Below are 26686 nucleotides of genomic sequence, written 5' to 3' on the forward strand. Positions count from 1 at the left end.
GACGTGATGGTGCGCAAGTATTTCGGAACCGACGGCATCCGGGGTCGGGCCAACGGCGTGATCACGCCGGAGCTCGCCCTCAAGGTCGGTCAGGCCGCCGGCCTCGTGTTCCAGCGCGGCGACCACCGCCACCGGGTGGTGATCGGCAAGGACACCCGCCTCTCGGGCTACATGATCGAGACCGCGCTCGTCGCCGGCTTCACCTCGGTGGGCATGGACGTGCTCCTGCTCGGGCCGGTGCCGACGCCGGCCGTGGCGATGCTGACCCGCTCGATGCGGGCCGATCTCGGCGTGATGATCTCGGCCTCGCACAACCCGTTCGAGGACAACGGCATCAAGCTGTTCGGGCCCGACGGCTTCAAGCTCAACGACGCGATCGAGCACGAGATCGAGGGGCTGATCGACGCCGACATGCACAAGCGCCTCTCCGGCTCGAACGACCTCGGCCGGGCCAAGCGCATCGAGAGCGTGCACGCCCGCTACATCGAGTTCGCCAAGCGCACCCTCCCGCGGCAGGTGACGCTGGACGGGCTGCGGGTCGTGGTCGACTGCGCCAACGGCGCGGCCTACCGGGTCGCCCCCGAGACCCTGTGGGAGCTCGGCGCCGAGGTGATCGCCATCGGCACCGAGCCGGACGGGTTCAACATCAACCGGGATGTCGGCTCGACCGCGCCCGCGGCCCTGATCGACATGGTGCGCGAGCGCCGGGCCGATATCGGCATCGCGCTGGACGGCGACGCCGACCGGGTGCTGATCGTGGACGAGAAGGGCCAGGTGGTCGACGGTGACCAGCTCATGGCCGTCGTGGCGCGCTCCTGGAAGGAGGACGAGCGCCTGACGCAGCCGGGCGTGGTCGCGACGATCATGTCGAATCTCGGCCTGGAGCGGTTCCTCGGCGGCCTCGGCCTGACCCTGGCCCGCACGGCGGTGGGGGACCGCTACGTCCTCGAGCACATGCGGGCGCACGGCTACAACCTCGGCGGCGAGCAGTCCGGCCACATCATCATGTCGGACTACACGACCACCGGCGACGGCCTCGTGGCCGCCCTGCAGCTGCTGAGCGTGGTGCAGCGGCAGAACCGGCCCGTGAGCGAGGTCTGCCACTGCTTCGACCCGCTGCCGCAGATCCTGAAGAACGTCCGCTACCGGAGCGGCGAGCCCCTGCGCGAGGACAGCGTGGTCAGCGCCATCGAGCACGCCCGCGAGCGGCTCGGCAATGCCGGCCGCCTCGTGATCCGCCCCTCGGGCACCGAGCCGGTGATCCGCGTCATGGCCGAGGGCGACGACCGCGGCCTCGTCAACGCGGTGGTCGACGAGGTGGTCGACGCCGTCACCCGCGCGGCGGCCTGAGGCCGGAGCCCCGGAGGGGCGCGGCTCGACTCCGAAGGGGGCAGCCCGAGTCAGCCCAGATCGGCGTAGGCGGCGCGCAGCTCCGCGGGTGCGGTCATCCGCCACGCCGCCAGCAGCGCCGCCCGCAGAACCTCCTCCGCGCACGGGTCGAGGTCGAGATTGGTCCAGCCCCGCCGCCCCCAGGCGCCGTCGAGCGGCGCGAACAGGTCCGGCTCGGCCTCGCAGAGGGCGGCCTGATCCGCGGGCGCGAGGCGCAGCACGACCCGCGCCTCCTCGACCCAGAGGGTCGCGAAGACCCGGCCGCCGACCCGGAAATCCGGGTTGCCGCTGTGGGCGCCCGCTACCGCCTCGGGCAGCATCAGCGCCAGGATGCGCACGTCGTCGGGTCCCATGCGGCCTCAGCCCCCGCGCCGTCCGGCCCCCACAGAAGAACTGCGCTGACCCCGGCGGCGCAGCGCAGCCGAAACAAGCAAGTCTCGCCCGGATATCCGTTTCGACAGTTCGGCAACGGATGCGCAAGCCTAACATTTAACGTTAAGCCGGATTTAAGACGTTCCTTCCATCCTGCCCTCGTACCCCGGGACCGCGCGCCGCGCGTCCGGCTCACGAGTCCAGTGAAGGAATCCTCATGGCCCGCTCCAAGCTGAACGCTTTGGTGCGTAGCCTGACGCTCGCGGCGAGCGTCGGTGCGCCCTGCCTCGCCGCGGCCGCGGATCTGATGCTCCCGCCGCCCCCGCCCCCGCCGCCCCCGCCGATCGAGGTCGGCGGCGGCTGGTACCTGCGCGGCGACGTGGGCGCGAGCATCTACACCCGTCCGCGCTACAGCGACGCCTACGACTACACCGGCTACGCCGAGTCCAACCGCGCCTTCGGCAACGCGGTCGGCGGCGGCGGTTTCGCGGGCGTCGGCGTCGGCTACCAGTTCACCCCGTTCCTGCGCGGCGACATCACCGGTGAGTACCGCTACTCCACCGGCCTGCGCGGCAGCGAGTACTACAAGGGTCCGGATTTCGACAACGGGCTCGGCTCGTACGGCGTGAACAAGTCGAGCGGCAACTTCGACTCCGCGGTGGTGCTGGCCAACGCCTATTTCGACCTCGGCACGTGGTACGGCATCACGCCGTTCATCGGCGGCGGCGTCGGCTACGCGTTCAACCACGTCTCGAGCTACTCGACCAACCAGCAGTTCACCAGCCCGACCTACGCGTACGATTACACCAATGCCGGCTGCGGCTGCATCCCGTACGCCCCGGTCTACGACCCGAACGGCAATCCGGTCTACAACACCAACAGCGGCAGCAAGTTCTACAAGGACAAGACCACCGGCAGCCTCGCCTGGGCGCTCCACGCCGGTCTCGCCTACAACGTGACCGACGCGCTGAAGATCGAAGTGGCCTACCGCTACCTGAACCTCGGCAAGGCCGAGACCGGCCCGGGCTTCGTCCCGTGCTGCACCGGCAGCCTACAGGCGATCAAGATCAAGGACATCGAGGCGCACGACGTGAAGATCGGCCTGCGCTACTACCTCGGTGGCTTCGTGGCGGCCCCGCTGCCGCCGCTGATGCCTGAGCCGATCCCCGGCCCGCTGGTGCGCAAGTACTGATCGCGCCTCGACCGCGATTCCCCTGACGGACGACGACGGCGCGGAGGGTCTCCGCGCCGTCTCGCGTTTCGGCGCCCCGTCGCGACAGGCTCGGTTCTCGGCCTGTCCTCAGCCCGTCCTTGGCCGACCCAATAACCGCCACGACGTCCCAGGACTGGCATCCCCGGATCGGGACTGACCTATCGCAGTCGAGCAACGGAGAATTAAGGTTACCGGCGTATCACCGTGTCGAGGCTCGATCCGCCGTCCGTCTTTTCCGTCCCAGGACGATCCCGATGCGTACCGTCACTTTCCCGCTGCTGGCGGTTCTCGGTCTCTGCGGCGTGAACACCGCGCGCGCCGCGGATCTGGATTACGATTACCTGCGCGGCGCGGATTACGACCCGGTCCCGGCCCCGGTGGTCGACTGGAGCGGCGTGTATGTCGGCGGCCACGGCGGCTACACCTCCGCGCTCATGGGGAGCAAGGGCGCGTTCCAACCGCTGATCTACCGGGACTCGCACAACACGACGGGTGAGTCCGACTTCCACGCCTCGACGCTCCTTAGCCCGCCATCGCGGCGAGTCGGCGACACGAGTTTCGGCGCCTTCGCGGGCTACAACGTTCAGTTCGACGAGTTCGTCTTCGGCATCGAGGGGGACTACACGAATTTCGGCCGGATGGGCGTGTCGAGCGATGGTCTTGCGCGGACCCAAATGTCGGCCGCCGGCAGCTACGATACCGTGAGCCTGAGTGGATCCACGGCGACGCGGGTCAACGATTACGGCACGCTGCGCGCGCGGGTCGGCTACGCCCTGGGCAATTTCCTGCCCTATGTCACTGGCGGCATCGCCATCGGTCGGGCGCGCGTCGCCGATACGACGAGCTATCAGAACTATGGCTTCAATCTGACGGCCTACAACGCGACTCTGGCCGGGACGCCGACCTACGTGAACAATTACGGCTACACGAGCTTCAACCAGAGCGCGCCCTACAACGGGACCCCGTTCACCTCGATCCAGACGCAGTCGAGGACCAAGGTCACCGCCGGCGTGGCGGCGGGAGCGGGCGTCGAGTACGCGATCACGCCGAACATCCTCCTGCGCGCCGAGTATCAGTACGTGCTGTTCAGCAGTTTCGACGGGCACAAGGTCAACCTGAACACCGTCCGGGCCGGCGCGGCCGTCAAGTTCTGATGCCGCGCTTCGGCGGGAGCCTGTTCATGCAGCACGCACGCACCATCCGGCTCACCGTCCTGCTGCTCGGTGCCGGCCCGCTCCTCGACCCCGCCGTCGCGGCGGATTGGCCGCGCGACCCGCATCCGCCGCGCAGCGTTCGATACCGGAGTCCGGTGCCGTCCGTTCCCGCCGTCCCCCCGCCCGTGCTGGTGCGGGGCTACCTGCCGCGCAACCACAACGTCCCGATGTACAACGAGCCGCCCCGCCGCGAGCCGGCCTGGTGAGGCCTCCGCGCCGCCCTCAGCTCTCCAGCTCGCTGTCCCAGTACAGGTAGTCGAGCCAGGTGTGATGGTATTGGCGGTGATCGAACTCGGGCTGCCGGTGGTGCAGCTCGTAGCGCGTCGGCCGCCGGGGCTCGGTCATCAGCGGCATGTCCGCCTCGTCCGGCGTGCGGTTGGCCTTGCGCAGGTTGCAGGGCGAGCAGGCCGCCACGACGTTCTCCCAGCTCGACAGGCCGCCCCGGGAGCGCGGCACCACGTGGTCGAAGGTCAGGCCGCCCGAGGGCAGCCGCAGGCCGCAATACTGGCAGCTGAAACCGTCGCGCAGGTAGATGTTGTAGCGGGTGAAGGCCGGGCTGCGGGCCAACGCCACGTAGTTCTTCAGCGCCACGACGCTCGGCACCCGCAGGGCGCGCGAGGGCGAGCGCGCCTCGACGTCGTAGCTCGCCACCAGGGTGACGCGGTCGAGGAACAGGGCCGTGAAGGCGTCCTTCCACGACCAGAGGGAGAGCGGATTGTACGAGAGCGGCCGATAATCCGCGTTGAGGACGAGGGTTTGGAGATCCATCATCGGCGCGACTCTTCGGACTAGCTCTGGCGCGTGGGACGCGCGGGACCATGCCGCCGCCCCGCCGGCCCGTCCGAACCGGCCCGGGGCCGATGCAGGACGGGCCGGCGCGCGGAGCGACGGCTTGACGGGAGAGACGGAGGGAACAACAGGGCGGCGGGCCGGCGCGCGGGGGCGCCGGTCGATGCGGTAGCATCCGGAACGCGGCCGGGCCGGGCCGGTATCGCCACCGGCCGCGCCCTTTCGCGTAGCAACGAAAAGGCCCTGTCCATCAGGTGTTCATCTAATCCCAGCGTGACACCCTTGTGAAGCTTTTCCGGATGAGCCCCGGGGACGCACCCACAGCGGGCTCGCGGGGGTGGGACCCGGCGCGGGATCCGGCCCGGGGTGGGCAGCGGCACGGTTTCGCCCTATTGCTCGCCCAGAGCGCCCGGCCGCCAGGAGGCCCGCCCGGTCCCCGATCGCCGCCGATTCGCCGATGCCGGACTCCGGCCGGCTGCCGCGCGCCCGACGAGAGGTTGCTCATGCATCGTATCCCAGCGCGGACCCGGAAGCCGGAGGGCGCGCCGCGCCCGTCCCGCGCACTCGCCCTGCTCGCCGCGCTGGTGTTCGCAACCCCGGCGGCCCTGACCCTGCCGGCCTTCGCCCAGGATCCGGCGCCCGCCGCCAAGTCTTCCGATCAGAAGCCCGCTGATCACAAGTCCGCCGACACCAAGGCCGCGCCCGACGCCAAGCCCGCGGACGGCAAGGCGCCCGACGCGAAGGCGCCCGACGCGAAACCCGCCGACGCGAAGCCCGCGCCCGCCGCCAAGGCCGAGGTTCCCGAGCAGTTCAAGAAGGTCCGAGCCAAGCTCGACGCCGCCAAGACCGAGCTCGACGCCCGCGAGAAGCAGCTCGGCCACACGGAGCTGACGGTGGCCGACCTCACCGCCATCCGCGACAGCGCCGTGACGGTTACCGACGAGATCCGCACCCTGGTCACCCGGCTCGACGCGCCGCTGGAGGCCGCGCGCGAGCGCCTGGCTCAGCTCGGGCCGAAACCCAAGGATACCCAGGAGAGCGCCGACGTCGCCGCCGAGCGCGCCGAGCGCGAGGCCGCCGTCACCCGCATCGACGAGACCCAGCGCCTCGCCCGCTCCCTGGTGGTGCAGGGTGACCAGATCGTCGACCGCGTCTCGAATCGCCGCCGTGAATCGTTCACCCGCGACCTGCTCCAGCGCTCCCAGCCGCTGGTCGGCCCCGGTCTCTGGACCAAGGTGATGGGCGACGTCCCCCGGGACACGCGCGCCCTGCAGAGCGCCGTGTCGGATATCGGGCTGCTGTTTTCCCGCAACGGCAACCTCGCCAACCTGCTGTTCTTGGGGCTCGCCTTCGGGATCTCGGTGGCGCTGTATTTCGGCCGGCGCAACATCGCCCCCAAGGGCGCCCGCCGGGACGCCACCAAGACCGACCCGTCGCGGCGCGCCGTGATGCTCGCCGCCTGGCGGGTGATCCTGCTCGGCACCGTGCCGGCCGTGGCCGGGTCCTACGCGGTCTACTACGCCCTCGATTCCACCAACCTGCTGCCGTCCCGGCTCCTGCCGGTCGCCGCCGCGATCCTCGGAGGGCTGGCCTTCATCGCCTTCGTGGAGGCCCTCTGCGACGGGCTGCTCAGCCCCGAGAAGCCGGCGTGGCGGCCCGCCCCGGTGAGCGACGCGGCGGCCACGCGCCTGACCCGGCTCGCCGTCGGCATCGCCACGGTGATCACCGTGGTGAAGTCCGTCGAGGCCCTGAATTCCGGGATCTCGGCGGCCCTGCCGATCTCCATCGCCACGCGGGGCATCGGGGCGGTCGCCACCGCGCTGATCCTCGCGGTCGGCCTCCACCGGTTCGCCGACACCGAGCAGGAGGAGGAGGCCTGCTTCGGCCCCTACGTGCCGACCAAGACCACGACGGGCATCGGCGGGCCGGCGCGGCTCCTGGGCTGGGCCGCGGTGGCGCTGATCGGGCTCGGCGCGCTGGTGGGCTACGTGGCCTTCGCGGCCTTCCTGATCGACCAGCTGATCTGGGACGCCGCGGTCCTCGTGCTGCTCTACCTGCTGGTCCAGAGCGTCGACATCTTCGTCGGCCGCGCGCTCAGCGACGAGACGCGGCTCGCCACCACGCTCCAGGCCAATACCGGCCTGCGCAAGCGCTCGCTCAACCAGATCTCGGTCCTGACGACCGGCGCGACCCGGCTCATCCTGTTCCTGGCGGCGGCGGTCCTCGTGCTGGCGCCCTGGGGGCTCGATTCCACCGACATCGTCTCGTCGGTCCGGCAGGCCTTCTTCGGCTTCAAGGTCGGCGATGTCACGATCTCGCTCTCCAGCATCGCCTTCGGGATCGGCATCCTGGTGGTCGGCGTGTTCATCACCCGCGGGGTGCAGCGCTGGCTGGAGAACACCTACCTGCCGGCCACCGACCTCGACGCGGGCCTGCGCAACTCGATCACCACGGTGGCGGGCTATTGCGGCTTCCTGATCGCGCTGGCGCTGGCCTTCTCGTATCTCGGCCTGAGCCTGGAGAAGCTCACCATCGTGGCCGGCGCCCTGTCGGTCGGTATCGGTTTCGGCCTCCAGTCGATCGTCAACAACTTCGTCTCCGGCCTGCTGCTCCTGTGGGAGCGCCCGATCCGGGTCGGCGACCAGGTGGTGATCGGCGATTCCGAGGGCATCGTGAAGCGGATCTCGGTGCGCTCCACCGAGATCCAGACCTTCGACCGCTCGGCCGTGATCGTGCCGAACTCGAACCTGATCTCCGGGGTGGTGAAGAACCGGGTGCGGGGCGATCGGACCGGGCGCGTCAGCATCACGGTCAGCGTCCTGCGCAACCAGGACCCGGTGCGCGCCGCCGAGATGATCACGGCCTGCGCGCAGGGTCATTCCGACGTCCTGAAGGAGCCCCCGCCCCGGGTGGTGTTCAAGAAGATCGGCGACCCGTTCCTGGAATTCGAGCTGCTCGTCTGGATCGTGGACGTGAGCCTCGGCCAGAAGGTGGTGACCGACCTGAACTTCTCGGTGTTCGCGACCCTCTCGGAGGCGGGTTTCATCCCGCCGCTCGGGCCCGGCTCCAGCATCGTCACCGTGCAGGGCCTCGACACGATGCAGAGCGCGATGGGCGAGATCGCCAGCCGCTTCATCCAGCCGGCGCCGGTCCCCGAGGGCGGCGAATCAGTCCGGCCCCAGCGCGACCGCGGCCTGCGCAGCGCCGGCGCCTGACCGGCCGCCGCCGAGGGCGATCCGGACGGCGTTCCCGCCCGCGTCCTTGGCGGCGTAGAGCGCCGCGTCCGCCCGGCCGAACAGCCGGGCGCGGCCGCCGCGCCCGGCGGACATCGCCGCGGCGTCTGCCACCGCGATCCCCACGGAGGCGCCGATCCGCAACTCCCGGCCGCGATACGGGATCGGCCGGCTCAGGGCGGCGACGACGCGCCGGCCGCGCTCCACCAGCGCGAGCGGGTCGACGGGCGCCCGCAGGAGCACGGCGAACTCGTCGCCGCCGATGCGGGCCACGAGGGCCGCGTCCCGGCAGACGGCGGCGAGCCGCGCGGCCGAGCGCCGGAGGCACAGGTCGCCGGCCGCGTGGCCGTGGACGTCGTTGACCGGCTTGAACCCGTCGAGGTCGATCAGCAGCAGGGCGGCGAGGGGATCCGGACCGGCGCCGTCCGTGCCGGCCTCGAACCGCGCCTCGAATCGCGCCTCGAAGCCGCGGCGGTTCGCCAGCCCGGTGAGCGGGTCGCACTCGGCGCGCCGGCTCAGCTCGGCCAGCCGGGCGATCTCCTCGGTGACGTCCTGCTTGGTTCCGAACAGGCGGGCGGGGCGCCCGTCCTCGGTCTCGACCGCGGCGCGGATCCGGATCCAGCGCCGCCGGCTCCCGGCCTGGATCTCGGCGTCGAGCACGAAGGCGCCGCTCCCGGCGATCGCCCGGTGCCGGAGCGCTTCCAGCAGGCGCCGCGAGGTCGGCTCGTAGAGGTCCAGGATCCGGGGCCGGTGCAGCGCCGCGCCCCGGGGGACGCCGAACAGGTCGTGGACGCCCCCGGACCAGTCGAGGGCGCCGTCGCGCAGGCGGCAGGACCAGAGGCCCATCCCGGCGGCCGCCAGGGCACGCTCCTGCCGCGCCAGCAGGCCGGCCTGCTGGCGAAGGATCGTCCGCTGGAGGGCGCGCGCGGCCGCGGCCTCCGACGCCGCCTCAGACGCTGCCGACGGGTCCGCGCACCCGCCGACGGGTCGGTCGCGGGGTGGATCCACCGGGGTCAGGGAACGCGCGGTCGTCATCGGTGTGCAATTTTAGACGGAGGGCCTTTGAGGAAGCCCTAACCGTCCGATGCGCGGCCGAGCGGCAGCCCCTATATGGCGGCTGGGCGGTGGGGCCGTCGCAGGGATGGGTGAAACGTGACGAGACGCGATCGGGACGGTCGACATGCGGGGCGCGGGCGCGCCCGGATCAGGACCGGAGCCCGGATGGTCGGTCCGGCCGCGCTGGCGGTGGCGCTTCTCGGCGGCTGCGCCGCCCAGCCGCCGAGCAGCGCCGGGCTGCCGAGCATCTACCTGCCGCTCGCCAGCAACAGCGCGCATATCGACGTCGAGGCGGCCCGCGACATGATCTCGTCCTACCGCCGCAACCGCGGCGCGCCGCCGCTGACGGTCGATCCCGAACTGCAGCGCCTCGCCGAGGCCGAGGCGGCCGCCATGGCGCTCGCCGACCGGCCGAGCCGGGCCCAGACCGTCAAGGCCGCCGTCGAGCGGCTCGGCTACGCGAGCGTCAACGCCAACCTCTCGGCGGGCTACCACACCCTGGCCGAGGCCTTCTCGGGCTGGCGCGAGAGCCCGCCCCACGACGCCACCATGCTGGCGCCCGGGGCGACCCGGATGGGGATCGCCACCGCCTACGCCCCGGGCTCGAAGTACAAGGTCTACTGGGCCCTCCTCACCGCGAAGTAGCGGCACCCCGCCGGTCGGCCGGCATGGAGGGGGCCTCGCCGGCGGGAGGCGAATCGGTCGTCCGGGACGCGGCGGGTCCGGGCTAAGCTTCGGGAAACTTTGCTGAAGCAACCGTAAAGGCGACTGTTTCGAACCTGTATCGGCCCGTCATCGCCCGTTCAGGCAGGCGCTGGCATACCCGTTTCGTACGAGGGGTTTGACTCGGATCCGGCACGCATGCCGGCCGCGCGGACCTCCTCGGTGAAGGCGTGAGACCCGGGTCACACGGGCCGCGCCAGGGGTGGCGGAGCGGTACGATGGTTCGTCTGTACGGGCGGGTCCTGGGATTTCTGAAGGCGGAGCGGCGGCTGGCGATAGGCCTGGCCGTCACCAACGTGGTCCTGGCGATCGCGGCCTTCGCCGAGCCCCTGCTGATGGGCCGGATCATCGACCAGCTGACCCATCTCAAGCGCGGCGGCGACGCCATGGGCACGATGCTGCCCCTGCTCGCCGCCTGGGTGGCGTTCGGCTTCTTCACCATCGCGGCGGGCGTGTTCATCGCGCTCCACGCCGACCGGCTCGCCCACCGCAACCGCCTGTCGTCGATGGCGAGCTACTTCGAGCACGTCCTCGACCTGCCGCTCGCCTTCCACTCGGCCAACCATTCCGGCCGCGTCCTGAAGGCGATGCTGGAGGGCACGAACGGCATGGCGTGGCTGTGGCTCGGCTTCTTCCGCGATCACCTCGTCGCCCTGGTCTCGCTCGGCGTGCTCCTGCCGATGACCCTGTTCATCAACTGGCAGCTCGGCTCGATCCTGGTGGTGCTGGTGCTGGCCTTCACGGCGCTCACCACCTTCGTGATGCGCCGGACCGAGGCGCTCCAGGGCCAGGTCGAGGAATTCAACTCGGGGCTGGCCGCCCACGCCTCGGACGCCCTCGGCAACGTCGCGGTGATCCAGTCCTTCACCCGCGCCAAGGCCGAGAAGGAGGCGATGCGCGGCATCATCACCAACCTGCTCGCCGCGCAGATCCCGGTCCTGTCCTGGTGGGCGCTCGCCAACGTGGCGACCCGCGCCTCCGCGACCATCACCATGACGGCGATCTTCGTCACCGGCATCTGGCTCTACCAGGCCGGCACCACCACGGTGGGCGAGGTCGTGGCCTTCATGAGCCTCGCCACCGCCTTCGTGGCCCGGCTCGACCACGTGGTCGGCTTCGTCAACGGCCTGTTCCAGCAGGCGCCGAAGATCGCCGAGTTCTTCGAGATCTACGACACCGTCCCGGCGGTGGCCGACCGGCCGCACGCCCGGCAGGTCGCCCGCTTCGAGGGCGCGGTCAGCTTCGAGGACGTCGCCTTCTCGTACGACGGAAGGCGCCCGGCGCTCGACAGCGTGTCGTTCACCGCCAAGCCCGGCGAGACGATCGCGCTGGTCGGCACCACCGGCTCGGGCAAGTCGACGACGCTCGGCCTCCTGCACCGCAGCTTCGACCCGGCCTCCGGCGCGATCCGCATCGACGGGATGGACATCCGCGACGTCGGCCTCGCCTCGCTGCGCCACAACATCGGCGTGGTGTTCCAGGAGCCGATGCTGTTCGCCCGCTCGATCCGCGAGAACCTGCAGGTCGGCTGCCCCGACGCCACCGACGCCGAGATGCTCGACGCGCTGGAGCGCGCCCAGGCCAGCGCCTTCATGGCGCGCCAGGCCGACGGGCTCGACACGGTGATCGGCGAGCGCGGCCGGTCGCTCTCGGGCGGCGAGCGCCAGCGGCTGTCGATCGCCCGGGCCCTCCTGAAGAACCCGCCGATCCTGATCCTCGACGAGGCGACCTCGGCGCTGGACGCCGCCACCGAGCGCAAGCTCCAGGGCGCCCTGGAGACCGTGATGGAGGGGCGGACCACCTTCGTCATCGCCCACCGCCTCGCGACGATCCGCGACGCCGACCGCATCCTGGTGTTCCACGAGGGCCGGATCGTCGAGGCCGGCACCTTCGACGACCTGGTCGCGCAGGACGGCAGGTTCGCCGAGCTCGCCCGGGCGCAGTTCATGGCGGCCCAGGCGGAGGAAGACGAGGGGCTGGCGCTGGCGGCGTGAGGCGCCGCCGGGCGCACCGCGTCGTCGGGTCCGGGCGCGAACCCCTCTCCCGCGCGGGAGACGGTGGGGTGCGACCGGGACGCTCCGGGATCAGGCGCCCGGTCCCGGGGCGCCCGTCCCGGACCTGCGGCCCTCCATCTCGGCCCGGCGCGCCAGCATCTTCGCCTGCAGGCGGGCGCGGCGGGCGGCGATCACCGTGCCGTTGATCTCGCCGCCGAACAGGAACATGGCGGCGAGCCAGTAGAGGAAGACCAGGAACACCATCGCGGTGGCCAGCCCCCCGTAGGTCGACGCGTAGGCGTTGGAGAATCGGTCGAGGTAGTAGCCGAAGCCGAGGCCGGCGAAGAACCACAGGAGCAGCGTCACCCCGATCCCCGGCAGCACCGACAGGATCGAGCGCCGCCCGGCCGCGACGAACTTGTGGGCGATGACCAGCACGACGGCGAGCAGCAGGGCCGTGACGCCGATCCGCCCGATCGCCACCGTGAGGCTCAGGGGCTCCAGGCCCGGCGCCACCAGGACGACGTTGCGCCAGATCAGCGGCCCCAGCACCACGAGCAGCGCGAAGGCCAGCATCGCGAAGGCGCCGCAGATCACGTAGCCGATCGATTCGAGGCGGGTCAGCCACCAGGGCCGGCTCTCGCGCAGGCCGTAGGCCCGGTTCAGCCCGACCCGCAGGCTCTCGACGCCCGAGGAGGAGAAGTACAGGGCGAACAGCGCGCCGAGCGTCAGCACGCCGCTGCGTTGCTCGGTGAGCACCCGGTGCACCTCGCCGACGATCGGCTTGGCGATCTCCCGCGGCCACGCGTCGAAGATCAGCACCCCGGCCTCGTCGGCCAGCGACTGGGTGCCGAACAGGCCGGCGAGCGCCGCCAGCAGGATCAGGAACGGGAACAGCGAGGTCAGGCTGGAGAGGGCGATGTGGCTCGCGATCGCCCAGCCGTCATGGGAGACGAAGCGCTGCGCGGCGACGCCCATGACCTGTAATCCGCTGCGGAGGGGTTTCACGGGTGTCCAACGATCCTCGATCGCGCGATCCTCGGGGCGGCCCTCTCCGGGAGAGGTCCGCCGATGAACGGCGCCGGCACCCGCGCGTCAACGCCGCCGGCGCGCTCCGGTCCCGATCGGCGGCCGGTGACGCGTCCGCGCCACGCCGGTGCCGGTCGCGCCCCGCGGACGAGATCACCGTTGCGCCGGGCGCGCCGGCATGCTCCGTCCGGCGGCCATGCCTACGCTCTCCCGCCCGTCGACGCTCGCGTCCGGCGCTCTCCCGGCGCTGTTCATCCCGATCTGGGCCACGGGCTTCATCTCGGCCCGGGCGGTCGTGCCGCACGTCGATCCGCTGGCCTTCACCGCAATCCGCTTCACGGCCGTCGCCCTGGTGCTGGCCCTGATCGCCGCGGCCGCCCGGGTGCGCTGGCCGGCGGACCAGGCGGGGTGGCGCGACCCGGTCGTCGCGGGCTTCCTGATGCAGGGCGTCTACCTATCGGGCGTCTTCTGGGCGGTGAGCCACGGGCTGCCGGCCGGCATCGCGGCGCTCGTCGGCAGCCTCCAGCCGCTGCTCACCGCGCTCCTGGCGCAGCCGCTGCTGGGCGAGCGCGTCAGTGGCCGGCGGGCGCTCGGGATCCTCATGGGCTTCGTCGGCACCGGCCTCGTGCTCGCCCCGAAGCTCGGCGCCACGGACCCGTCCGGGATCCCGCCGGCGGCGCTGGCCGTCAGCCTCCTGGGGGTGCTGGCGCTGACCCTCGGCACGCTCTGGCAGAAGCGCACCGGCGGCCAGGTCGATCTCCTGGCCGGCGCGACCCTCCAGTTCGTCGGCGGCATGGCCTGCGCCATCCCGCTGGCGCTCGCCTTCGGCGGCGGCGCGTTCGATCCGGCGCCCGCCCTGTGGCTCGGCCTCGGCTGGGCGGTCCTGGTCAACTCGGTCGCCGGGATCCTGCTGTTGCTGGTGCTGATCCGGCGGGGCGCGGTGGCGGGCGTCGCCGCCCTGTTCTTCCTCGTGCCGCCGGTCGCGGCCGTCCTCGGCTACCTGCTGTTCGGCGAGGTGCTGACCCCCGTGCAGGGCGCCGGCATGGCGCTCGCCGCCCTCGGCGTGGCGGTGGCGAGCCGCGGCTGAGATGGCCGCGGGCGGTCGCCGCCGAGGCCGCGACCCCTGCGACGGAAGGCGCGGAAACCCTTCGCGCCCTCGCGGTTTGGTGCGCGCGGGCCGGATCGGCCCGGGCCGGCAGCGCGCGAGGCGAGGATGAACCAGGACAAGCCCCGCGAGATCCGCCTCGCCCTCGACGCGATCCCCCTCGGCGGCAAGGCCGAGGGCAAGGCCGGCGACGACGCGGTGCTGTTCGTGCGCGACGCCGACGGGGTGCGCGCCTTCCAGGCGAAGTGCCCGCATCTCGGCGCGCCGCTGGCCAAGGGCGAGATCTGCGGCGGCCGGCTCTACTGCCCCTGGCACAAGGCGGCCTTCGCGGTCGCCGACGGCGGCGTGGAGGAGCCGCCGGCGCTGGAGGCGCTGACTCGCTATCCCGTCCGGATCGAGGGCGGCGAGGCGGTGGCGACGCTGACGCCCGAGCCGGCCGCGAGGCGAGAGGCCGAGACCCCGGTCGGGACGGTCCTGATCGTCGGCACCGGTGCGGCCGCCGCCGCCTGCGTCACCACGCTCCGGCGCGAGGGCTTCGCGGGGGCGATCACCCTGGTCGGCCGCGAGGGCCACCCGCCCTACGACCGGACCAAGCTGTCCAAGCAGTTCCTGGCCAAGCCCACCCCGGCCGAGAAGACCCTGCTGGAGCCGGATTTCGCCGCCGCCGACCGGGTCGAGCGGGTCGAGGCCGAGGCGACCCGGATCGATCCGGCCGGCCGCAGCGTCGCGCTGGCGGACGGGCGCACACTCACCGGCGACGCGCTGCTGATCGCCACCGGCAGCCGCGCGGTGGTGCCGGACTTCGAGGGAAGGGATCTCGACGGCGTGATGACCCTGCGCAGCCTCGACGACGCGGTGCGCCTCAGCGCCGCGGCGGAGCGGGCGACGCGCGTGGTGGTGATCGGCGCGGGCTTCATCGGCCTGGAGGCCGCGGCCTTCCTGACCAAGCGCGGCCTGTCGGTGACGGTCCTGTCCCGGGAGGAGGTCCCCTTCGCCAAGCGCTTCGGCGAGGCCGTGGGCGCGGCGCTGAAGCGCTACCACGCCGGCAACGGCGTGACCTTCGTGACCGGCACGGTCGCGCGGATCGCCGGCACCGGCTCCGTCGAGGCCGTCGAGACCGAGGACGGCGCGCGGCTTCCGGCCGACCTCGTGCTGATCGGCGCCGGCGCCGCGCCGGAGACCGGGATCGTCGCCGGGGTGGAGCCGGACGAGTCCGGCGGCCTCCCGGTCGGCGCCGACCTGAAGCTCGCCGACAACGTCTGGGTCGCGGGCGACATCGCGGCCTTCCCGGAGCGCGGCAGCGGCGTCACGGCGCGGATCGAGCACTGGCGGCTGGCGCAGCAGCACGGCACGCACGTCGCCCGGGCGATGCTCGGCGCCACCGGCGCCTTCGCGGGGGCGCCGTTCTTCTGGAGCAACCAGGGCGACAAGCGCCTGGATTACGGCGGCTACGCGCCGGATTTCGAGCGGATCATCCTGCAGGGCGACCCGGCGGCGCTCGACTTCATCGCCTACTACGTCCGCGACAACCGCGCGGTCGCCGCCTGCAGCATCGGCCGCAACCCCGCCTTCACGGCGTTCCTCCACCTGCTGGGCGAGGGCCGCGTGCCCGCCCCCGACCGGATCGAGGCCGGTGCGGATCTCGCCGCGCTGGTGTGACGGCGCGACATCGGCGCCACGTCGGGGAGGCCGGACCGAGGGAACAAGGTCGGGCGGTCCATCTTTCGGTAGACGCCGCCCGCCGTCTCGTGCCGGGCCCGCACGGGAGGCCCCATGAACCAGATTATCGTCGTCGCCCTCATCTGCGCCGCCTCCGTCCAGGCCCCGGACTGCTCGCGCGAGACCGCTATCGACGTGGTGACGGGCCCGGCCCACACGCTCCAGGAATGCCTCGTCCAGGGTCCGGTCCTGGCGGCCAATGCCGGCTTCAAGGGCGAGGACGGGTCCTACCTGAAGACCCGGTGCGAGCAGAGGCGCTGAGCCGGGGCCGTCCGGCGAGCAGGTTTCGGTAGGCTGAAGGCACGATCATCAGTGTCCGGAGCGTCGCGCGTCGCCGCGCCGGTCAGGCCTTGACTTCGCAGGGCTGCGCGCCGGCCCGCCAGCCCCGGTATTCAACTTCAGTTCAAGGCGAGACAAACGAAATCTGCTTCGGCTCCGGACCGCGGCAGGTTAAAAGACCCGATCCAAGAAGACGCCACGCGAGCAGAGAACCATGTCCGCATCCCCCGCCATCCAGACCGAGCCGCAGGATCTCGTGGCCCTCACCAAGGCCGCCGGTGAGAGCGCGAAGGCGCTGGCCGCCGAGGCCACGCGCCGGGTCCGCACGCGGATCCTCGGGACGGACGGGCGGATCGACGCGGCCAAGCTCGAGGGCCAGCAGCACGCCGCCCACGGGCTCGCGTGGCTCGCGACCTACGCGGAGGCGGTGAACGAGCTCGGCGGCTACGCCGAGCGCCTGCAAGGGGAGGGCCGGTTCGGCGAGACCGAGGCACTCCTCGTCCGGATCGGCGCCGGCGAGTATCTCGACCAGCTGTTCTCCGGCATCCCGATGAGCCAGGGCGAGATGGTCCGCGTCACCGGGTCGCTCGGCCTCTCCGCCAAGGAGGTGGCCCCGTACCGCACGGACGCGGTCGAGACTCTGATCGCCGAGGGCAACACCCCCGAGAACCGCGCCGCCCTGGTGGCGCTGATGCGCGACGGCGGCGGCTCGGCGACCGTCGGCGCCTCGGGCCTCGACGAGGACATGGAGGCGATCCGCTCCGAGATGCGCCGCTTCGGCAAGGCCGAGGTGGTCGATCAGGCGCACGAGTGGCACCTGAAGAACGCCTACATCCCGATGGAGATCGTGCAGAAGATGGCCGAACTCGGCGTCTTCGGCCTGACGATCCCCGAGGAGTACGGCGGCATGGGCCTGCCGAAGACCGCCATGTGCGTGGTCTCGGAGGAGCTGTCCCGCGCCTATATCGGCGTCGGCTCGCTGGGCACCCGCTCGGAGATCGCCGCGGAGCTGATCCTGTGCGGCGGCACCGAGGAGCAGAAGCAGCGCTTCCTGCCGAAGATCGCCTCCGGCGACATCCTGCCCACCGCTGTCTTCACCGAGCCGAACACCGGTTCCGACCTCGCGAGCCTGCGCACCCGCGCGGTGAAGGAGGGCGACGTCTGGAAGATCACCGGCAACAAGACCTGGATCACCCACCCGGTCCGCGCCGACATCATGACGGTGCTGGTGCGCACCAAGCCCGAGGAGAAGGGCCACAAGGGCCTCTCCATGCTGATCGCCGAGAAGCCCCGCGGCACGGATGAGGATCCCTTCCCGGTCCAGGGCCTGTCGGGCGGCGAGATCGAGGTGCTCGGCTACCGCGGCATGAAGGAGTACGAGCTCGCCTTCGAGGGCTTCGAGGTGCCGGGCGGCAACCTGCTCGGCGAGGTCGAGGGCAAGGGCTTCGCCCAGCTGATGCAGACCTTCGAGTCGGCCCGCATCCAGACCGCGGCCCGCGCCATCGGCGTCGCCCAGTCGGCCCTCGACGTCGGCCTGCGCTACGCCGAGGAGCGGGTCCAGTTCGGTAAGGCGCTGGTGAACTTCCCGCGGGTGGCCGACAAGCTCGCCATGATGGCGGTGGAGATCAACATCGCCCGCCAGCTCACCTACTTCTCGGCCCGCGAGAAAGACGAGGGCAAGCGCTGCGACCTGGAGGCCGGGATGGCGAAGCTGCTCGGCGCCCGCGTCGCCTGGGCGGCGGCCGACAACGCCCTCCAGATCCACGGCGGCAACGGCTTCGCGCTCGAGTACCCGGTGAGCCGGATCCTGTGCGACGCGCGCATCCTCTCGATCTTCGAGGGCGCTGCGGAGATCCAGGCGCAGGTGATCGCCCGCCGGCTGCTCGAGTCTGCCTGAAATCCCGTCTAGAGCTGGGGAATAGTACGTATCATGGGATTATAAGTCGGCATATGAACCCGGCTTAAACGAAGTCCCTGCTTCCTGGCGCCCGGTGAACAACTGGGGCGGCTCGGTGAGCGCGCAGCACGACGACGGACAGACGGGCAAGAACCTCCTCCGGCACTGGCAGGATTGCCGGACGCCGGGGGCGCCGATCCCGTCCTACGAGGCCGTCGTGCTCGGGAGTCTTGGCCGCCTCGCCGACCGGGCCGCCCTGGTGACGACCCGCGACGGGCGGGCCGCCCGGATCCTCTGGGCGGGCCAGGTCTTCGGCGCCTGGCTCGCGCAGGGTGCCGAAGGCGCGGAGGGCGCGTTGTCCGGGATCGTCCCGGCCGAGATCATCCCGACGGAGACCCTCCCAGTCGACGCGCTCCCGATCGAGCTGCGCGAGCCCGTCGACGAGATGGTCGCGGCCGCCCTCACGTCCGGCCAGCCCGCCTTCGCCCGGTGCGATCGCCTCGCCGTCGGGGTGGTGACATCGACCCGCCTCGTCGGCGTGCCCCTGGGCAACCGCTGGGGCGAGCCGTTCGTGCTGGTCGGGTTCGACGGGGCGAGCGTCCGGACCGAGCTGGTCCAGGCGATGTTCACCGCCACCGACCAGGGCATCCTGGCCCTCAGCACGGTCCGGGACGCGGCCGGCCGGCCGGTCGATTTCAAGATCGTCGCCCTCAACCGCGGGGCCGAGCGCCTGCTGGAACGCCCCGCCGCCGCCCTGCAGTGGCAGCGCGTGGGCCAGCTCTTCCCGGGGGCCGTCACCGCGCGGACGATCGCGACGCTCGCCGCCATGGTCGAGCGGGGCGGGCGCGCGGCCTTCGAGCTGAGCCGTCCCCGCTCCGACGGCGGCACGCTCTACCTCAAGGTCGAGGCGGGCTGCGTCGGCGATCTCGTCTCGGTCACGATGACGGATGTCGGCGACATCAAGGCCCGAGAGGCCTCGTTCCGGCTCCTGTTCGAGAACAACCCGGTGCCGATGTGGGTCGTGGCCGACGCGCGCGACCGGTTCCTGGCGGTCAACGACGCGGCCATCGCCCATTACGGCTACAGCCGCGAGCAGTTCCTGGAGCGGGCGCCGGCCGATCTCGCCATGGCCGCCGACGCGGCGCCGGCACCCGGCCTGCCGCCCACCGGCACCCTCCACCGCCGCGCCGACGGCTCCGCGATCGAGGTGTCCCTGTTCCAGCGGGCGATGCCGTTCGAGGGGCGGCAGGCCGTGCTCGAGGCCGCCATCGACATGACCGAGCGGCGCCGGGCCGAGGCCCGCATCGCCCACATGGCCCATCACGACGCGCTCACCGGGCTGCCGAACCGCGTGCTGTTCCGGGACCGCCTCGCCGAGGCGATCGCCCGCCACGCCCGGGACGGCGAGGCGGCGGTGCTGCTCTGCCTCGACCTCGACAAGTTCAAGATCGTGAACGACACGCTGGGCCACCCGGTCGGCGACAAGCTGCTGCGCGAGGCGGCCGAGCGGATCGCCGGATGCCTGCGCGAGGACGACCTCGTGGCCCGGCTCGGCGGCGACGAGTTCGCCATCCTGGTGCGCGGGCCGGACCTCCCGGCGCTGGCGGACGGGCTGATCGCGCGGGTGATCGCCGAACTCGGCCGCCCCTTCCGGCTGGACGGCCAGGATTGCCACATCGGCACCAGCATCGGCGTCGCCTGCCTGCCCCGGGACGGCACTGATCCCGAGACGCTGATGAAGAACGCCGACCTCGCCCTCTACCGGGCGAAGGCCGAGGGCGGCGGCACCTTCCGGTGCTTCGAGCCGGAGATGGATGCCTGGGTGCAGGCGCGGCGGCGGCGCGAGAACGAGCTGCGCGAGGCTTTCGCCCGCGGCCAGTTCTCGCTGGTCTACCAGCCGCTGATGGATGCCCGCGCCGGTCGGATCCTCGCCTTCGAGGCGCTGCTGCGCTGGCACCACCCGGAGCACGGCCCGGTCTCTCCGGCCGAGTTCGTGCCGCTCGCCGAGGAGACCGGCCTGATCGTGCCGATCGGCGCCTGGGTGATGCAGACTGCCTTCGCCGAGGCGGCGACCTGGCCGGAGGCGATCCGGCTCGCCGTGAACCTCTCCCCGATCCAGTTCCGCAACCGCGACTTGGTCGAGACCGTGCGCGGGGCGCTCGCCGCCGCGGGGCTCGACCCGCGGCGCCTCGAGCTGGAGATCACCGAATCGGTCCTGCTCGCCGACAGCGCCGCCAACCTCGCGACGCTGCACGCGCTGCGGGCCATGGGCATCCGGATCGCGATGGACGATTTCGGCACCGGCTATTCCAGCCTCGGCTACCTGCGCAGCTTCCCGTTCGACAAGATCAAGCTCGACCGCTCCTTCGTGAGCCAGGTCGGCGAGAACACCCACTGCACGGCGATCGTGCGCGCGGTGGCGAGCCTGGGCACCAGCCTCGGCATCGCCACCACCGCCGAGGGCGTCGAGACCGCCGAGCAGCTCGCGATGCTCCGCGCCGAGGGCTACGACGAGGTTCAGGGCTTCCTGTTCAGCCGCGCGGTCCCGGGTCCCGAGGCCCGCCGCCTGATCGAGCGCGCGCGGGAGGCGGTCCCGGACGACCGGGCGGCCTGATCCGCCCGGCCCGCGCGGGACCTACTTGGTGACCTTCACCGAGACCGGGTCGCTCGACGGGAAGGTCTCCTCCAGGGCGTCGTCCAGGCGCTCGTTCAGCTTCTCCTGCTTGTTGTCGGGGTTCTTGGCGTCGCCCGGCTTGGCGCTGCCCTGCTGGAAGCCCGGCTTGGTCTCGTTCGGCTTGTGGGTCTCGGCCATGTCGCTCGCTCGTCCGTGACGGAGGCACGCAAGGGTGCCGGTGGGCATCAACGCGAGGGAGGGCGGGTGTTTCCGATCTTTCGGGCCTGATCGGTGCGCCCCGTCATCGCGCGCGCAGCGGAGCGACGCAGAACCGCGCCGCGTGCCGAGGCGACCCGCTGCCCTGGATTGCTCCGCCGCGCTCGCGAGGACGTGCGCACCGGAATCGTCCTCAGGCGGTCGCCAGCGGCCGCCCGAGCGGGCCGCGGGCCGCGGCCTCGCGCAGGACCGTCCCGTAGACGGCCTCGAGACGGTCGAGATGGGTGTCCAGGGTCAGGGGCGCGGCCCAGTAGCGCTCGTGCGCGGCCCGGCCCATCCGGGCGGCGAGGCCGTCGTCGGTCAGGCGGCGCAGGTGCGCGGCGAGGTCGTCCGGGTCGCCCGAGCGGAACCAGAATCCGGTCTCGCCGTCGGCCACGGCCTCGCGGCCCGCGCAGGCGTCGCTCACGATCACCGGCGCGCCGCAGGCCAGCGCCTCGTAGACGGTGAGCGGCTGGCCCTCGTACCAGACGCTCGGGAAGACCAGCGCCCGGGCCCGCCGCATCAGCGCCTGCACGGCCGCGGCGTCGCGCCAGCCGAGCATCACCGCCTCGGGATAGCGCGCGGCGAGGTCGGCCCGTTCGGGGCCGTCGCCCACGAAGGCCGCCCGCACGCCCGCCCGGCGGGCCGCCTCGGCGAAGATCGGCGCGCCCTTCTCGGTGGAGATCCGCCCGACGAACAGGAAGTCGCCCGGCGGCCCGTCGTGGACCGGCGCCGGCGCCACCGCGATGGGGTTGTCGACCCGGTGGAAGGCGGTGCCGCGGGGCAGGAGCGGCCGCACGACGCTCTCCTGCAGGTCGCTGATCGTGATGACGTGGGCGAACAGCTCCGGCAGCCGGGCCACGTGGGCGAGGCCGGCGTGGCGGACCATCCGGGCCACCTTGCGCGGGTAGCTGCGCGCGTCGCAGTTCGCCACGATGCAGGCGGGCGACATCGGGGTGCGGTGGCAGATCCGCTGCGCCGGGTAGGCGTAGAAGCCGCCGGTCGGGCAGACGAGGAAGAACTCGTGCATCGTGTAGAGGCAGGGCAGCCCCGAGGCCCGGAGCGCGGTGCCGATCGACGGCGACAGCGCCTTGGCGAAGGCGTGGACGTGGACCAGCGTGTCGCGGGGATCGCAGGCGGCGAGTTCCGCCGCCAGGGCGCGGCAGGCCGGCCCGTTCCAGATCGCCTGGACCGCGAAGGCGAGCTTGCTGCGCGCCGTGGTGACGTCGTCCTGGTCCAGGCAGACCACCCGGACGCCGGCCGGCTCGAGCCGCGGGTCCACCGGGCCGACCGCGGCGAACAGGCTGACGCGGATCCCCCGGGCGGCGAGCCCCAGGGCGGATTCGATGGCCACCTTGGCCTGGCCGCCGTTGATCGCGGCGTGGTCTGCGACGAGGACGACGTGCACGTCAGGACTTCCGCCGCTGCGATCCGGGACCGACAGCTGTATCCGGCCGCGGTTGATCGCCCGTAAACCGGTCTGCCCCATCCTCCCGGCGCGCGAGAGCGATCGATCCCCGGGAGGGTTCACCGTGCACGTCGTGATCCTGGCCGAGTTCGCGGCCGCCAGCGGCGGCGCCGAGAAGGTCGCGCTCGAATCGGCCCGCGGGCTCGCCGAGGCCGGCCTCGGCGTCACCTACATCCAGGCGATCCCGGGCCCCGTCGACCCGCTCCTCGACCATGCCGGCATCCGCCGGATCGACCTCGGCCTGCCCGACATCTGGTCGCTCGGTGCCGCGCGGGCCGCCGCCGCCGGGATCTGGCACGCGGCCGCCGCACGCCGGCTCGCCGACGCCCTCGCCGGCCTCGCCGCGCCGCCGGACTGCATCCACCTGCACCAGTGGACCCGGACCCTGTCGCCGGCGATCGTCCCGGTCCTGTCGGAGACCGGGGTGCCGCTGGTCGTCACGCTGCACGACTACGCCCTGGCCTGCCCGAACGGCGTCTACTACCGCTTCGACCGGGCCGAGCCCTGCGGGCTCGCGCCCCTGTCGGCCGCCTGCCTGGCGGCGCCCTGCGACCCGCGCAGCCGGGTGCACAAGGCCGTGCGAGTCGCCCGCGCCGCGGCGCTGCGTCAGGTCGTCGGCCGGGCCAGCCGACGCCGCCCGCTCCACGTCGTCCATGTCTGCGATGCCAGCCGCCAGCGGCTCGGCGCCCTCCTGGGCGGCTACGCCCTAGCGCATCACAGGATCGACAATCCCGTCCGGCTCCCGGACGGGCCGGCGGCCGAGCCCGCCCGCGGCGACGCGATCGCCTATGTGGGGCGCCTCACCCGCGAGAAGGGCGCCGACCTCGTGGCCGACGCCGCCCGCGCCGCGGGGCTCCCGGCCCTGTTCATCGGCGCCGGGCCCCTGGAGGCGGAGCTGCGCGCCCGGGACGGCGTCGAGGTGATCGGCTGGCAGCGGCCCGAGGCGGTCTGGGCGACGCTCCGGGCCCGCGCCCGGGCGCTCGCCGCGCCCTCCCGCTGGTACGAGACCGGGCCGCTCACGGTCTACGAGGCGCTGGCGGCCGGCATTCCGGTCGTGGCTTCCGACCGCTCCGGCGCCGCTGAGAAGGTCCGGCACGGCCGGACCGGCTTCGTGGTCGCGCCGGAGATCGCGCCCCTCGCCGAGGCGTTCGCGGCGCTCCGGGACGACGCCCTGGCGGCCGCCCTCGGGGCCGAGGCGCGCCGCCTCTTCCGGGTGGCCCCGATGGGTCTGGCGGCTCACACAGCGGCGCTCCGCGCGCTCTACGCCGGCCTGGCCGAATCGGCGGCCGGTGCGATGCAGCATCCACCCGCGCTCGCCCTGGAGCAACGATCCTGAATCCTCCGGTGTGCTTGGTATACCAGAAGAATTCACGATCCGTTCGCGCCCCTCTGGACAGGGAGATAGTTTTTTGCCAATCGGGTTTCCGCGGGGATCAGCAATCTTAGCCGACTGAGTCAATGGTGTAGCTTGCTCGCAACCTGCTATCTGGCCCTGGCACCGGGTCGATGACTTCGTGACATCATCGGATCGGAACTTTATCGGGCCTCCGGATCCGTGAGTGCGCCCCGAACCTGCACTTGACTTCTTGTTGCAGTGCAACATATAGAGGGGCGTCAACGCGGACGCATGCGGCGTCCCGCTCCAAGGATGATGCTGGAGACATCGATGCAGACCCCGAACTTCGAGATCCCGACCGAGATGCGCGACTTCGCCGACAAGAGCGTCGATCAGGCCCGGACCGCCGTCGGCACCATGATGGCGAACGCCGTGAAGGCCGCCGAGCAGGTCCAGGCCTCGGGCCAGACCTTCCAGTCGACCCTCAGCGCCGCGGTCGCGAAGGGGTTCGATCACGCGCAGGCCAACGCCAACGCGACCTTCGACTTCGCCCAGAAGCTGGTGCGCACGAAGGATCTCCGCGAGGCGTTCGAGCTCCAGTCCGAGTTCGTCCGCAGCCAGTTCGCCGCGCTCCAGGCCCAGGCCAAGGATTACGGCACCCTGGCGCAGAACGCCGCCGCCCGCTGAGGCCGGCCGCCCCGGTCCGCGATCGGGGCACGAAGACCGGGATCCGGCAGGGCCGTCCAGGCCCGCCGGATCCCCCGCTCTGACGCCCGGGCGTCACGGGCCCGGCGCCGACACCGCCGGCGAGCCGGCCGCGCACGACCTCCGGCCGCCGCTCCGTCGAGACGGGCCGACGCCGACAGGAGGAGATCGCGCGATGGGAAAGCCGCGTCGACCGAGGAGCCGTCCCGCCGGGACGCCCCAGCCGTTGCAGGACGCGTCGGCCCCCCCCGAGATCCAGGCCGCAGCCGCCCCGATCGCGGCGGATGAACCCGATCAAGCGCCCGCTCCGGCGCCTGACCAATCGCCTGACCACTTCGCCGAGGCCGTCCGGACCGGCGCCGAGACCGCGCCCGACGGCGCGGTGGACGTCCCGTCCGACCCGGTGGCCACAGCCGCCGCGACGACGTCCGAAGCCGAGTTCGAAGCCCGGTCCGAAGCCGAGTCCGGAACCGGGGCGGTGATCGACATCGCCCCCCGGCCGGTGCCGGGCGCGGGTCCGGGACTCGTCGCGGCCGCGAACCGAATCAGCTTCACCCCCGACCGCCTCGACGTCGTCGAGATCGGCTCGATCATCGCCCGCTACGTGCGCGGCGAGGGCGAGGCGGCCGTCGCGCATCTGCGGGCGCTCTCGGGTGCCCGCTCGCCGGCCGACGTCATCCGCCTGCAGGTCGGCGAGGTCCAGCGGGCCGCCGACGCGTCCCTGACCTGCTGGGTCACGGTGGTCGGGCAGGCGAGCCGGGTCGTCGCGTACCGCTGAGGCGCGGCGCCCGGGCGGCCGGGACTTGTCGCATCCCGGCCACAAGGCCGGCCCGATCGAACCCGCGGCGGCAACGACCCGTTAACCAAGCCGGTCCCATGCCTTAACGGAGGGCACGGGAGACGACACCGGACCGATGCCGAACTGCGCGCGCCTGATCCGTTCCGCATGGCTCCGCCTCGCCGTCGCGCTCCTGCCGGCGCTGACGGGGATGCCGGCTGCCGCGCAGAACGGCGAGAAGCCGGCCGTCGCCATCGGGGCCGACGTCGCGAGCCAGGCCGGCACCACGCGCCTCACCCTGACTCTGTCCCGGGCCGTCGAGGCCCGCGGCTTCGTGATGGAGCGGCCCGACCGGGCGGTGATCGACCTGCCCGAGGTCAACTTCCAGCTCGATTCCGGGACCGGCAGCCGCCGCGACGGCCTCGTGCAGAGCTTCCGCTACGGCCTGTTCGCGCCCGGGCGGTCCCGCATCGTGATCGACCTCACCGCGCCCGCCATCGTCGGGAAGATCGAGACCGCGACGCGGCCGCGTGACGGCGCGGTGCTGCTCACGATCCCGCTGCAGCGCGCCGACCGCGACGCGTTCCGCAAGGCCGCCGCCACCGCCGATCCCGCCCCCGCCCAGGCCCGCGCCGCGGCGCCGGAGCCCGCCGACCAGCGGCCGCTGATCATGGTCGATGCCGGCCACGGCGGCACCGATCCCGGCGCCATCGCGGTGGGCGGCGTGTTCGAGAAGGACATCGTGTTCGGCTTCGCCCAGGCCCTCGTGGCGAGGCTGGAGGCGGGCGGCCGCTACCGGGTCCGGATGACCCGCGACCGCGACGTGTTCGTGCCGCTGGCCGAGCGGGTGCGCCTCGCCCGCGACGCCAGGGCCGACCTGTTCGTGTCGATCCATGCGGACTCGATCTCGGCGGCGCCCCAGGTGAGCGGCGCCACGATCTACACCAATTCCGAGAAGGCCACGGACGCCGAATCCGCCAAGCTCGCCGAGCGCGAGAACCGGGCGGATTCCGCCGCGGGCGTCGACGCCGCCGAGGCGCCGCCGGACATCGCCGACATCCTGCAGGAGCTGACCCTGCGCGAGACGCGGGGCTTCTCGTCGGGCTTCGCCCGCACGCTGATGGGCCAGCTCGCCCCCGTGATGAAGATGAGCGCCAAGCCCCACCGCGAGGCGCGCTTCGTGGTGCTGCGCTCCCCCGACGTGCCGAGCGTGCTCGTGGAACTCGGCTATCTCTCCAGCAAGCGCGACCTGGAGATGCTGCAATCGCCGGAGTGGCGGGCCGACGTCACCGGCTCCATGGCCAAGGCGATCGACCAGTTCTTCACCAACCGCGCCACGCTCGGCCGGCCGGCCCCGACGCGCCGCGCGGCCGCCGCCGCCCCAGTTTCACCATAGATAGAGTGTCGATACGGGACGTCCGACGCCCCGTCGCATGGCCGCCGAAACCGGCATTCCGAGGGGGTCTCACGGGACCGTCCGGGGGCCGGCCGCGCAGCGCGCGGGGTGCACGCGCCGGA

The 26686-nt window shown here is 72.4% G+C and carries 22 protein-coding genes; 16 read left to right on the forward strand and 6 right to left on the reverse strand.

The genetic code is table 11. The features are described from left to right. Positions 1-9 precede the first annotated feature (9 nt). The gene (gene glmM / locus LXM90_RS01980; protein ID WP_026605059.1) at positions 10-1350 is read left to right on the forward strand and encodes a phosphoglucosamine mutase; all 1341 of its coding nucleotides are present in this window, start codon (positions 10-12) and stop codon (positions 1348-1350) included. A gap of 50 nt (positions 1351-1400) precedes the next feature. On the opposite strand, the gene LXM90_RS01985 is transcribed toward glmM, so the two are convergent. Further along, complete coding sequence (locus LXM90_RS01985) at positions 1401-1742, reverse strand: MmcQ/YjbR family DNA-binding protein (RefSeq protein ID WP_020094008.1); 342 nt, start codon at positions 1740-1742, stop codon at positions 1401-1403. A gap of 236 nt (positions 1743-1978) precedes the next feature. Here LXM90_RS01985 and LXM90_RS01990 point away from each other — a divergent pair, with 236 nt between their 5' ends. From LXM90_RS01990 to LXM90_RS02000, 3 genes are all read left to right on the forward strand, one after another. Next, the gene (locus tag LXM90_RS01990; RefSeq protein ID WP_020094007.1) at positions 1979-2953 is read left to right on the forward strand and encodes an outer membrane protein; all 975 of its coding nucleotides are present in this window, start codon (positions 1979-1981) and stop codon (positions 2951-2953) included. A gap of 275 nt (positions 2954-3228) precedes the next feature. After that, positions 3229-4128 carry an outer membrane protein gene (locus tag LXM90_RS01995; protein ID WP_020094006.1) on the forward strand — a complete coding sequence of 300 codons (900 nt, stop codon included), beginning with the start codon at positions 3229-3231 and terminating at the stop codon, positions 4126-4128. Positions 4129-4154: 26 nt separating this feature from the next. Further along, the gene (locus LXM90_RS02000) at positions 4155-4394 is read left to right on the forward strand and encodes a hypothetical protein (RefSeq protein WP_026605058.1); all 240 of its coding nucleotides are present in this window, start codon (positions 4155-4157) and stop codon (positions 4392-4394) included. 16 nt (positions 4395-4410) lie between these two features. Here the strand turns inward: LXM90_RS02000 and LXM90_RS02005 are convergent, their stop codons facing one another. Next, on the reverse strand, positions 4411-4959 hold the full coding sequence (locus LXM90_RS02005; protein ID WP_020094004.1) for an HNH endonuclease: 549 nt from the start codon (positions 4957-4959) through the stop codon (positions 4411-4413). A 521-nt stretch (positions 4960-5480) separates the two neighbouring features. On the opposite strand from LXM90_RS02005, the gene LXM90_RS02010 reads away from it, so the two are divergent. Next, positions 5481-8192, forward strand: a complete 2712-nt coding sequence (locus LXM90_RS02010) for a DUF3772 domain-containing protein (RefSeq protein WP_020094003.1) — start codon at positions 5481-5483, stop codon at positions 8190-8192. Here LXM90_RS02010 and LXM90_RS02015 read toward each other — a convergent pair. Continuing rightward, positions 8145-9245, reverse strand: coding sequence for a GGDEF domain-containing protein (locus LXM90_RS02015; RefSeq protein ID WP_234081616.1), 1101 nt, complete (start codon positions 9243-9245; stop codon positions 8145-8147). The genes LXM90_RS02010 and LXM90_RS02015 overlap by 48 nt on opposite strands. A 186-nt stretch (positions 9246-9431) precedes the next feature. Between LXM90_RS02015 and LXM90_RS02020 the strand changes: the two genes are divergently transcribed. Further along, positions 9432-9911 (forward strand): CAP domain-containing protein, encoded by a 480-nt coding sequence (locus tag LXM90_RS02020; protein ID WP_091926984.1) that lies wholly within the window; start codon positions 9432-9434, stop codon positions 9909-9911. Positions 9912-10207: 296 nt separating this feature from the next. Beyond that, the gene (locus LXM90_RS02025; RefSeq protein WP_234081617.1) at positions 10208-11983 is read left to right on the forward strand and encodes a glucan ABC transporter ATP-binding protein/ permease; all 1776 of its coding nucleotides are present in this window, start codon (positions 10208-10210) and stop codon (positions 11981-11983) included. Between the two features lie 90 nt (positions 11984-12073). On the opposite strand, the gene LXM90_RS02030 is transcribed toward LXM90_RS02025, so the two are convergent. Continuing rightward, positions 12074-12961: a YihY/virulence factor BrkB family protein gene (locus tag LXM90_RS02030; RefSeq protein WP_020093999.1), complete on the reverse strand. Its 888-nt coding sequence runs from the start codon at positions 12959-12961 to the stop codon at positions 12074-12076. A 229-nt stretch (positions 12962-13190) separates the two neighbouring features. Between LXM90_RS02030 and LXM90_RS02035 the strand changes: the two genes are divergently transcribed. The 5 genes from LXM90_RS02035 (at position 13191) to LXM90_RS02055 (ending at position 20626) form a co-directional block, all read left to right on the forward strand. Beyond that, the gene (locus tag LXM90_RS02035) at positions 13191-14099 is read left to right on the forward strand and encodes a DMT family transporter (RefSeq protein ID WP_234081619.1); all 909 of its coding nucleotides are present in this window, start codon (positions 13191-13193) and stop codon (positions 14097-14099) included. A 126-nt stretch (positions 14100-14225) separates the two neighbouring features. Next, on the forward strand, positions 14226-15776 hold the full coding sequence (locus LXM90_RS02040; protein ID WP_234081620.1) for an FAD-dependent oxidoreductase: 1551 nt from the start codon (positions 14226-14228) through the stop codon (positions 15774-15776). A 114-nt stretch (positions 15777-15890) separates the two neighbouring features. Further along, entirely contained in the window at positions 15891-16097 is a 207-nt protein-coding gene (locus LXM90_RS02045) for a hypothetical protein (RefSeq protein ID WP_012321270.1), read from the forward strand. Positions 16098-16329: 232 nt separating this feature from the next. Next, positions 16330-18012, forward strand: coding sequence for an acyl-CoA dehydrogenase family protein (locus tag LXM90_RS02050; protein ID WP_100252510.1), 1683 nt, complete (start codon positions 16330-16332; stop codon positions 18010-18012). Positions 18013-18106: 94 nt separating this feature from the next. Continuing rightward, positions 18107-20626, forward strand: coding sequence for a putative bifunctional diguanylate cyclase/phosphodiesterase (locus LXM90_RS02055; RefSeq protein ID WP_234081622.1), 2520 nt, complete (start codon positions 18107-18109; stop codon positions 20624-20626). A gap of 21 nt (positions 20627-20647) precedes the next feature. Here LXM90_RS02055 and LXM90_RS02060 read toward each other — a convergent pair whose 3' ends face one another. Both LXM90_RS02060 and LXM90_RS02065 read right to left on the reverse strand, forming a co-directional pair. Next, complete coding sequence (locus tag LXM90_RS02060; protein ID WP_165923182.1) at positions 20648-20824, reverse strand: hypothetical protein; 177 nt, start codon at positions 20822-20824, stop codon at positions 20648-20650. 211 nt (positions 20825-21035) lie between these two features. Then, complete coding sequence (locus tag LXM90_RS02065; protein ID WP_234081623.1) at positions 21036-22289, reverse strand: glycosyltransferase family 4 protein; 1254 nt, start codon at positions 22287-22289, stop codon at positions 21036-21038. 124 nt (positions 22290-22413) lie between these two features. Here LXM90_RS02065 and LXM90_RS02070 point away from each other — a divergent pair, with 124 nt between their 5' ends. The 4 genes from LXM90_RS02070 (at position 22414) to LXM90_RS02085 (ending at position 26564) form a co-directional block, all read left to right on the forward strand. After that, on the forward strand, positions 22414-23685 hold the full coding sequence (locus LXM90_RS02070) for a glycosyltransferase (protein ID WP_103985564.1): 1272 nt from the start codon (positions 22414-22416) through the stop codon (positions 23683-23685). Positions 23686-24015: 330 nt separating this feature from the next. Then, on the forward strand, positions 24016-24372 hold the full coding sequence (locus LXM90_RS02075) for a phasin (RefSeq protein WP_026605054.1): 357 nt from the start codon (positions 24016-24018) through the stop codon (positions 24370-24372). A gap of 244 nt (positions 24373-24616) precedes the next feature. Then, positions 24617-25168, forward strand: coding sequence for a hypothetical protein (locus LXM90_RS02080; protein WP_020093990.1), 552 nt, complete (start codon positions 24617-24619; stop codon positions 25166-25168). Between the two features lie 136 nt (positions 25169-25304). Continuing rightward, positions 25305-26564, forward strand: a complete 1260-nt coding sequence (locus LXM90_RS02085; protein WP_020093989.1) for an N-acetylmuramoyl-L-alanine amidase — start codon at positions 25305-25307, stop codon at positions 26562-26564. Positions 26565-26686 lie beyond the last annotated feature (122 nt).

Source organism: Methylobacterium oryzae (assembly GCF_021398735.1).
In the GTDB taxonomy this organism is placed as follows: Bacteria; Pseudomonadota; Alphaproteobacteria; order Rhizobiales; family Beijerinckiaceae; genus Methylobacterium.

Coding starts and splice junctions, on each gene's coding strand:
- LXM90_RS02075 (WP_026605054.1), top strand. CDS start 24,016: ATGCAGACCCCGAACTTCGAGATCCCGACCGAGATGCGCGACTTCGCC.
- LXM90_RS02020 (WP_091926984.1), top strand. CDS start 9,432: ATGGTCGGTCCGGCCGCGCTGGCGGTGGCGCTTCTCGGCGGCTGCGCC.
- LXM90_RS02010 (WP_020094003.1), top strand. CDS start 5,481: ATGCATCGTATCCCAGCGCGGACCCGGAAGCCGGAGGGCGCGCCGCGC.
- LXM90_RS02025 (WP_234081617.1), top strand. CDS start 10,208: ATGGTTCGTCTGTACGGGCGGGTCCTGGGATTTCTGAAGGCGGAGCGG.
- LXM90_RS01990 (WP_020094007.1), top strand. CDS start 1,979: ATGGCCCGCTCCAAGCTGAACGCTTTGGTGCGTAGCCTGACGCTCGCG.
- LXM90_RS02045 (WP_012321270.1), top strand. CDS start 15,891: ATGAACCAGATTATCGTCGTCGCCCTCATCTGCGCCGCCTCCGTCCAG.
- LXM90_RS02030 (WP_020093999.1), bottom strand. CDS start 12,961: ATGGGCGTCGCCGCGCAGCGCTTCGTCTCCCATGACGGCTGGGCGATC.
- LXM90_RS02005 (WP_020094004.1), bottom strand. CDS start 4,959: ATGATGGATCTCCAAACCCTCGTCCTCAACGCGGATTATCGGCCGCTC.
- LXM90_RS02015 (WP_234081616.1), bottom strand. CDS start 9,245: ATGACGACCGCGCGTTCCCTGACCCCGGTGGATCCACCCCGCGACCGA.
- LXM90_RS02060 (WP_165923182.1), bottom strand. CDS start 20,824: ATGGCCGAGACCCACAAGCCGAACGAGACCAAGCCGGGCTTCCAGCAG.
- LXM90_RS02050 (WP_100252510.1), top strand. CDS start 16,330: ATGTCCGCATCCCCCGCCATCCAGACCGAGCCGCAGGATCTCGTGGCC.
- LXM90_RS01985 (WP_020094008.1), bottom strand. CDS start 1,742: ATGGGACCCGACGACGTGCGCATCCTGGCGCTGATGCTGCCCGAGGCG.
- LXM90_RS02085 (WP_020093989.1), top strand. CDS start 25,305: ATGCCGAACTGCGCGCGCCTGATCCGTTCCGCATGGCTCCGCCTCGCC.
- LXM90_RS01995 (WP_020094006.1), top strand. CDS start 3,229: ATGCGTACCGTCACTTTCCCGCTGCTGGCGGTTCTCGGTCTCTGCGGC.
- LXM90_RS02040 (WP_234081620.1), top strand. CDS start 14,226: ATGAACCAGGACAAGCCCCGCGAGATCCGCCTCGCCCTCGACGCGATC.
- LXM90_RS02035 (WP_234081619.1), top strand. CDS start 13,191: ATGCTCCGTCCGGCGGCCATGCCTACGCTCTCCCGCCCGTCGACGCTC.
- LXM90_RS02000 (WP_026605058.1), top strand. CDS start 4,155: ATGCAGCACGCACGCACCATCCGGCTCACCGTCCTGCTGCTCGGTGCC.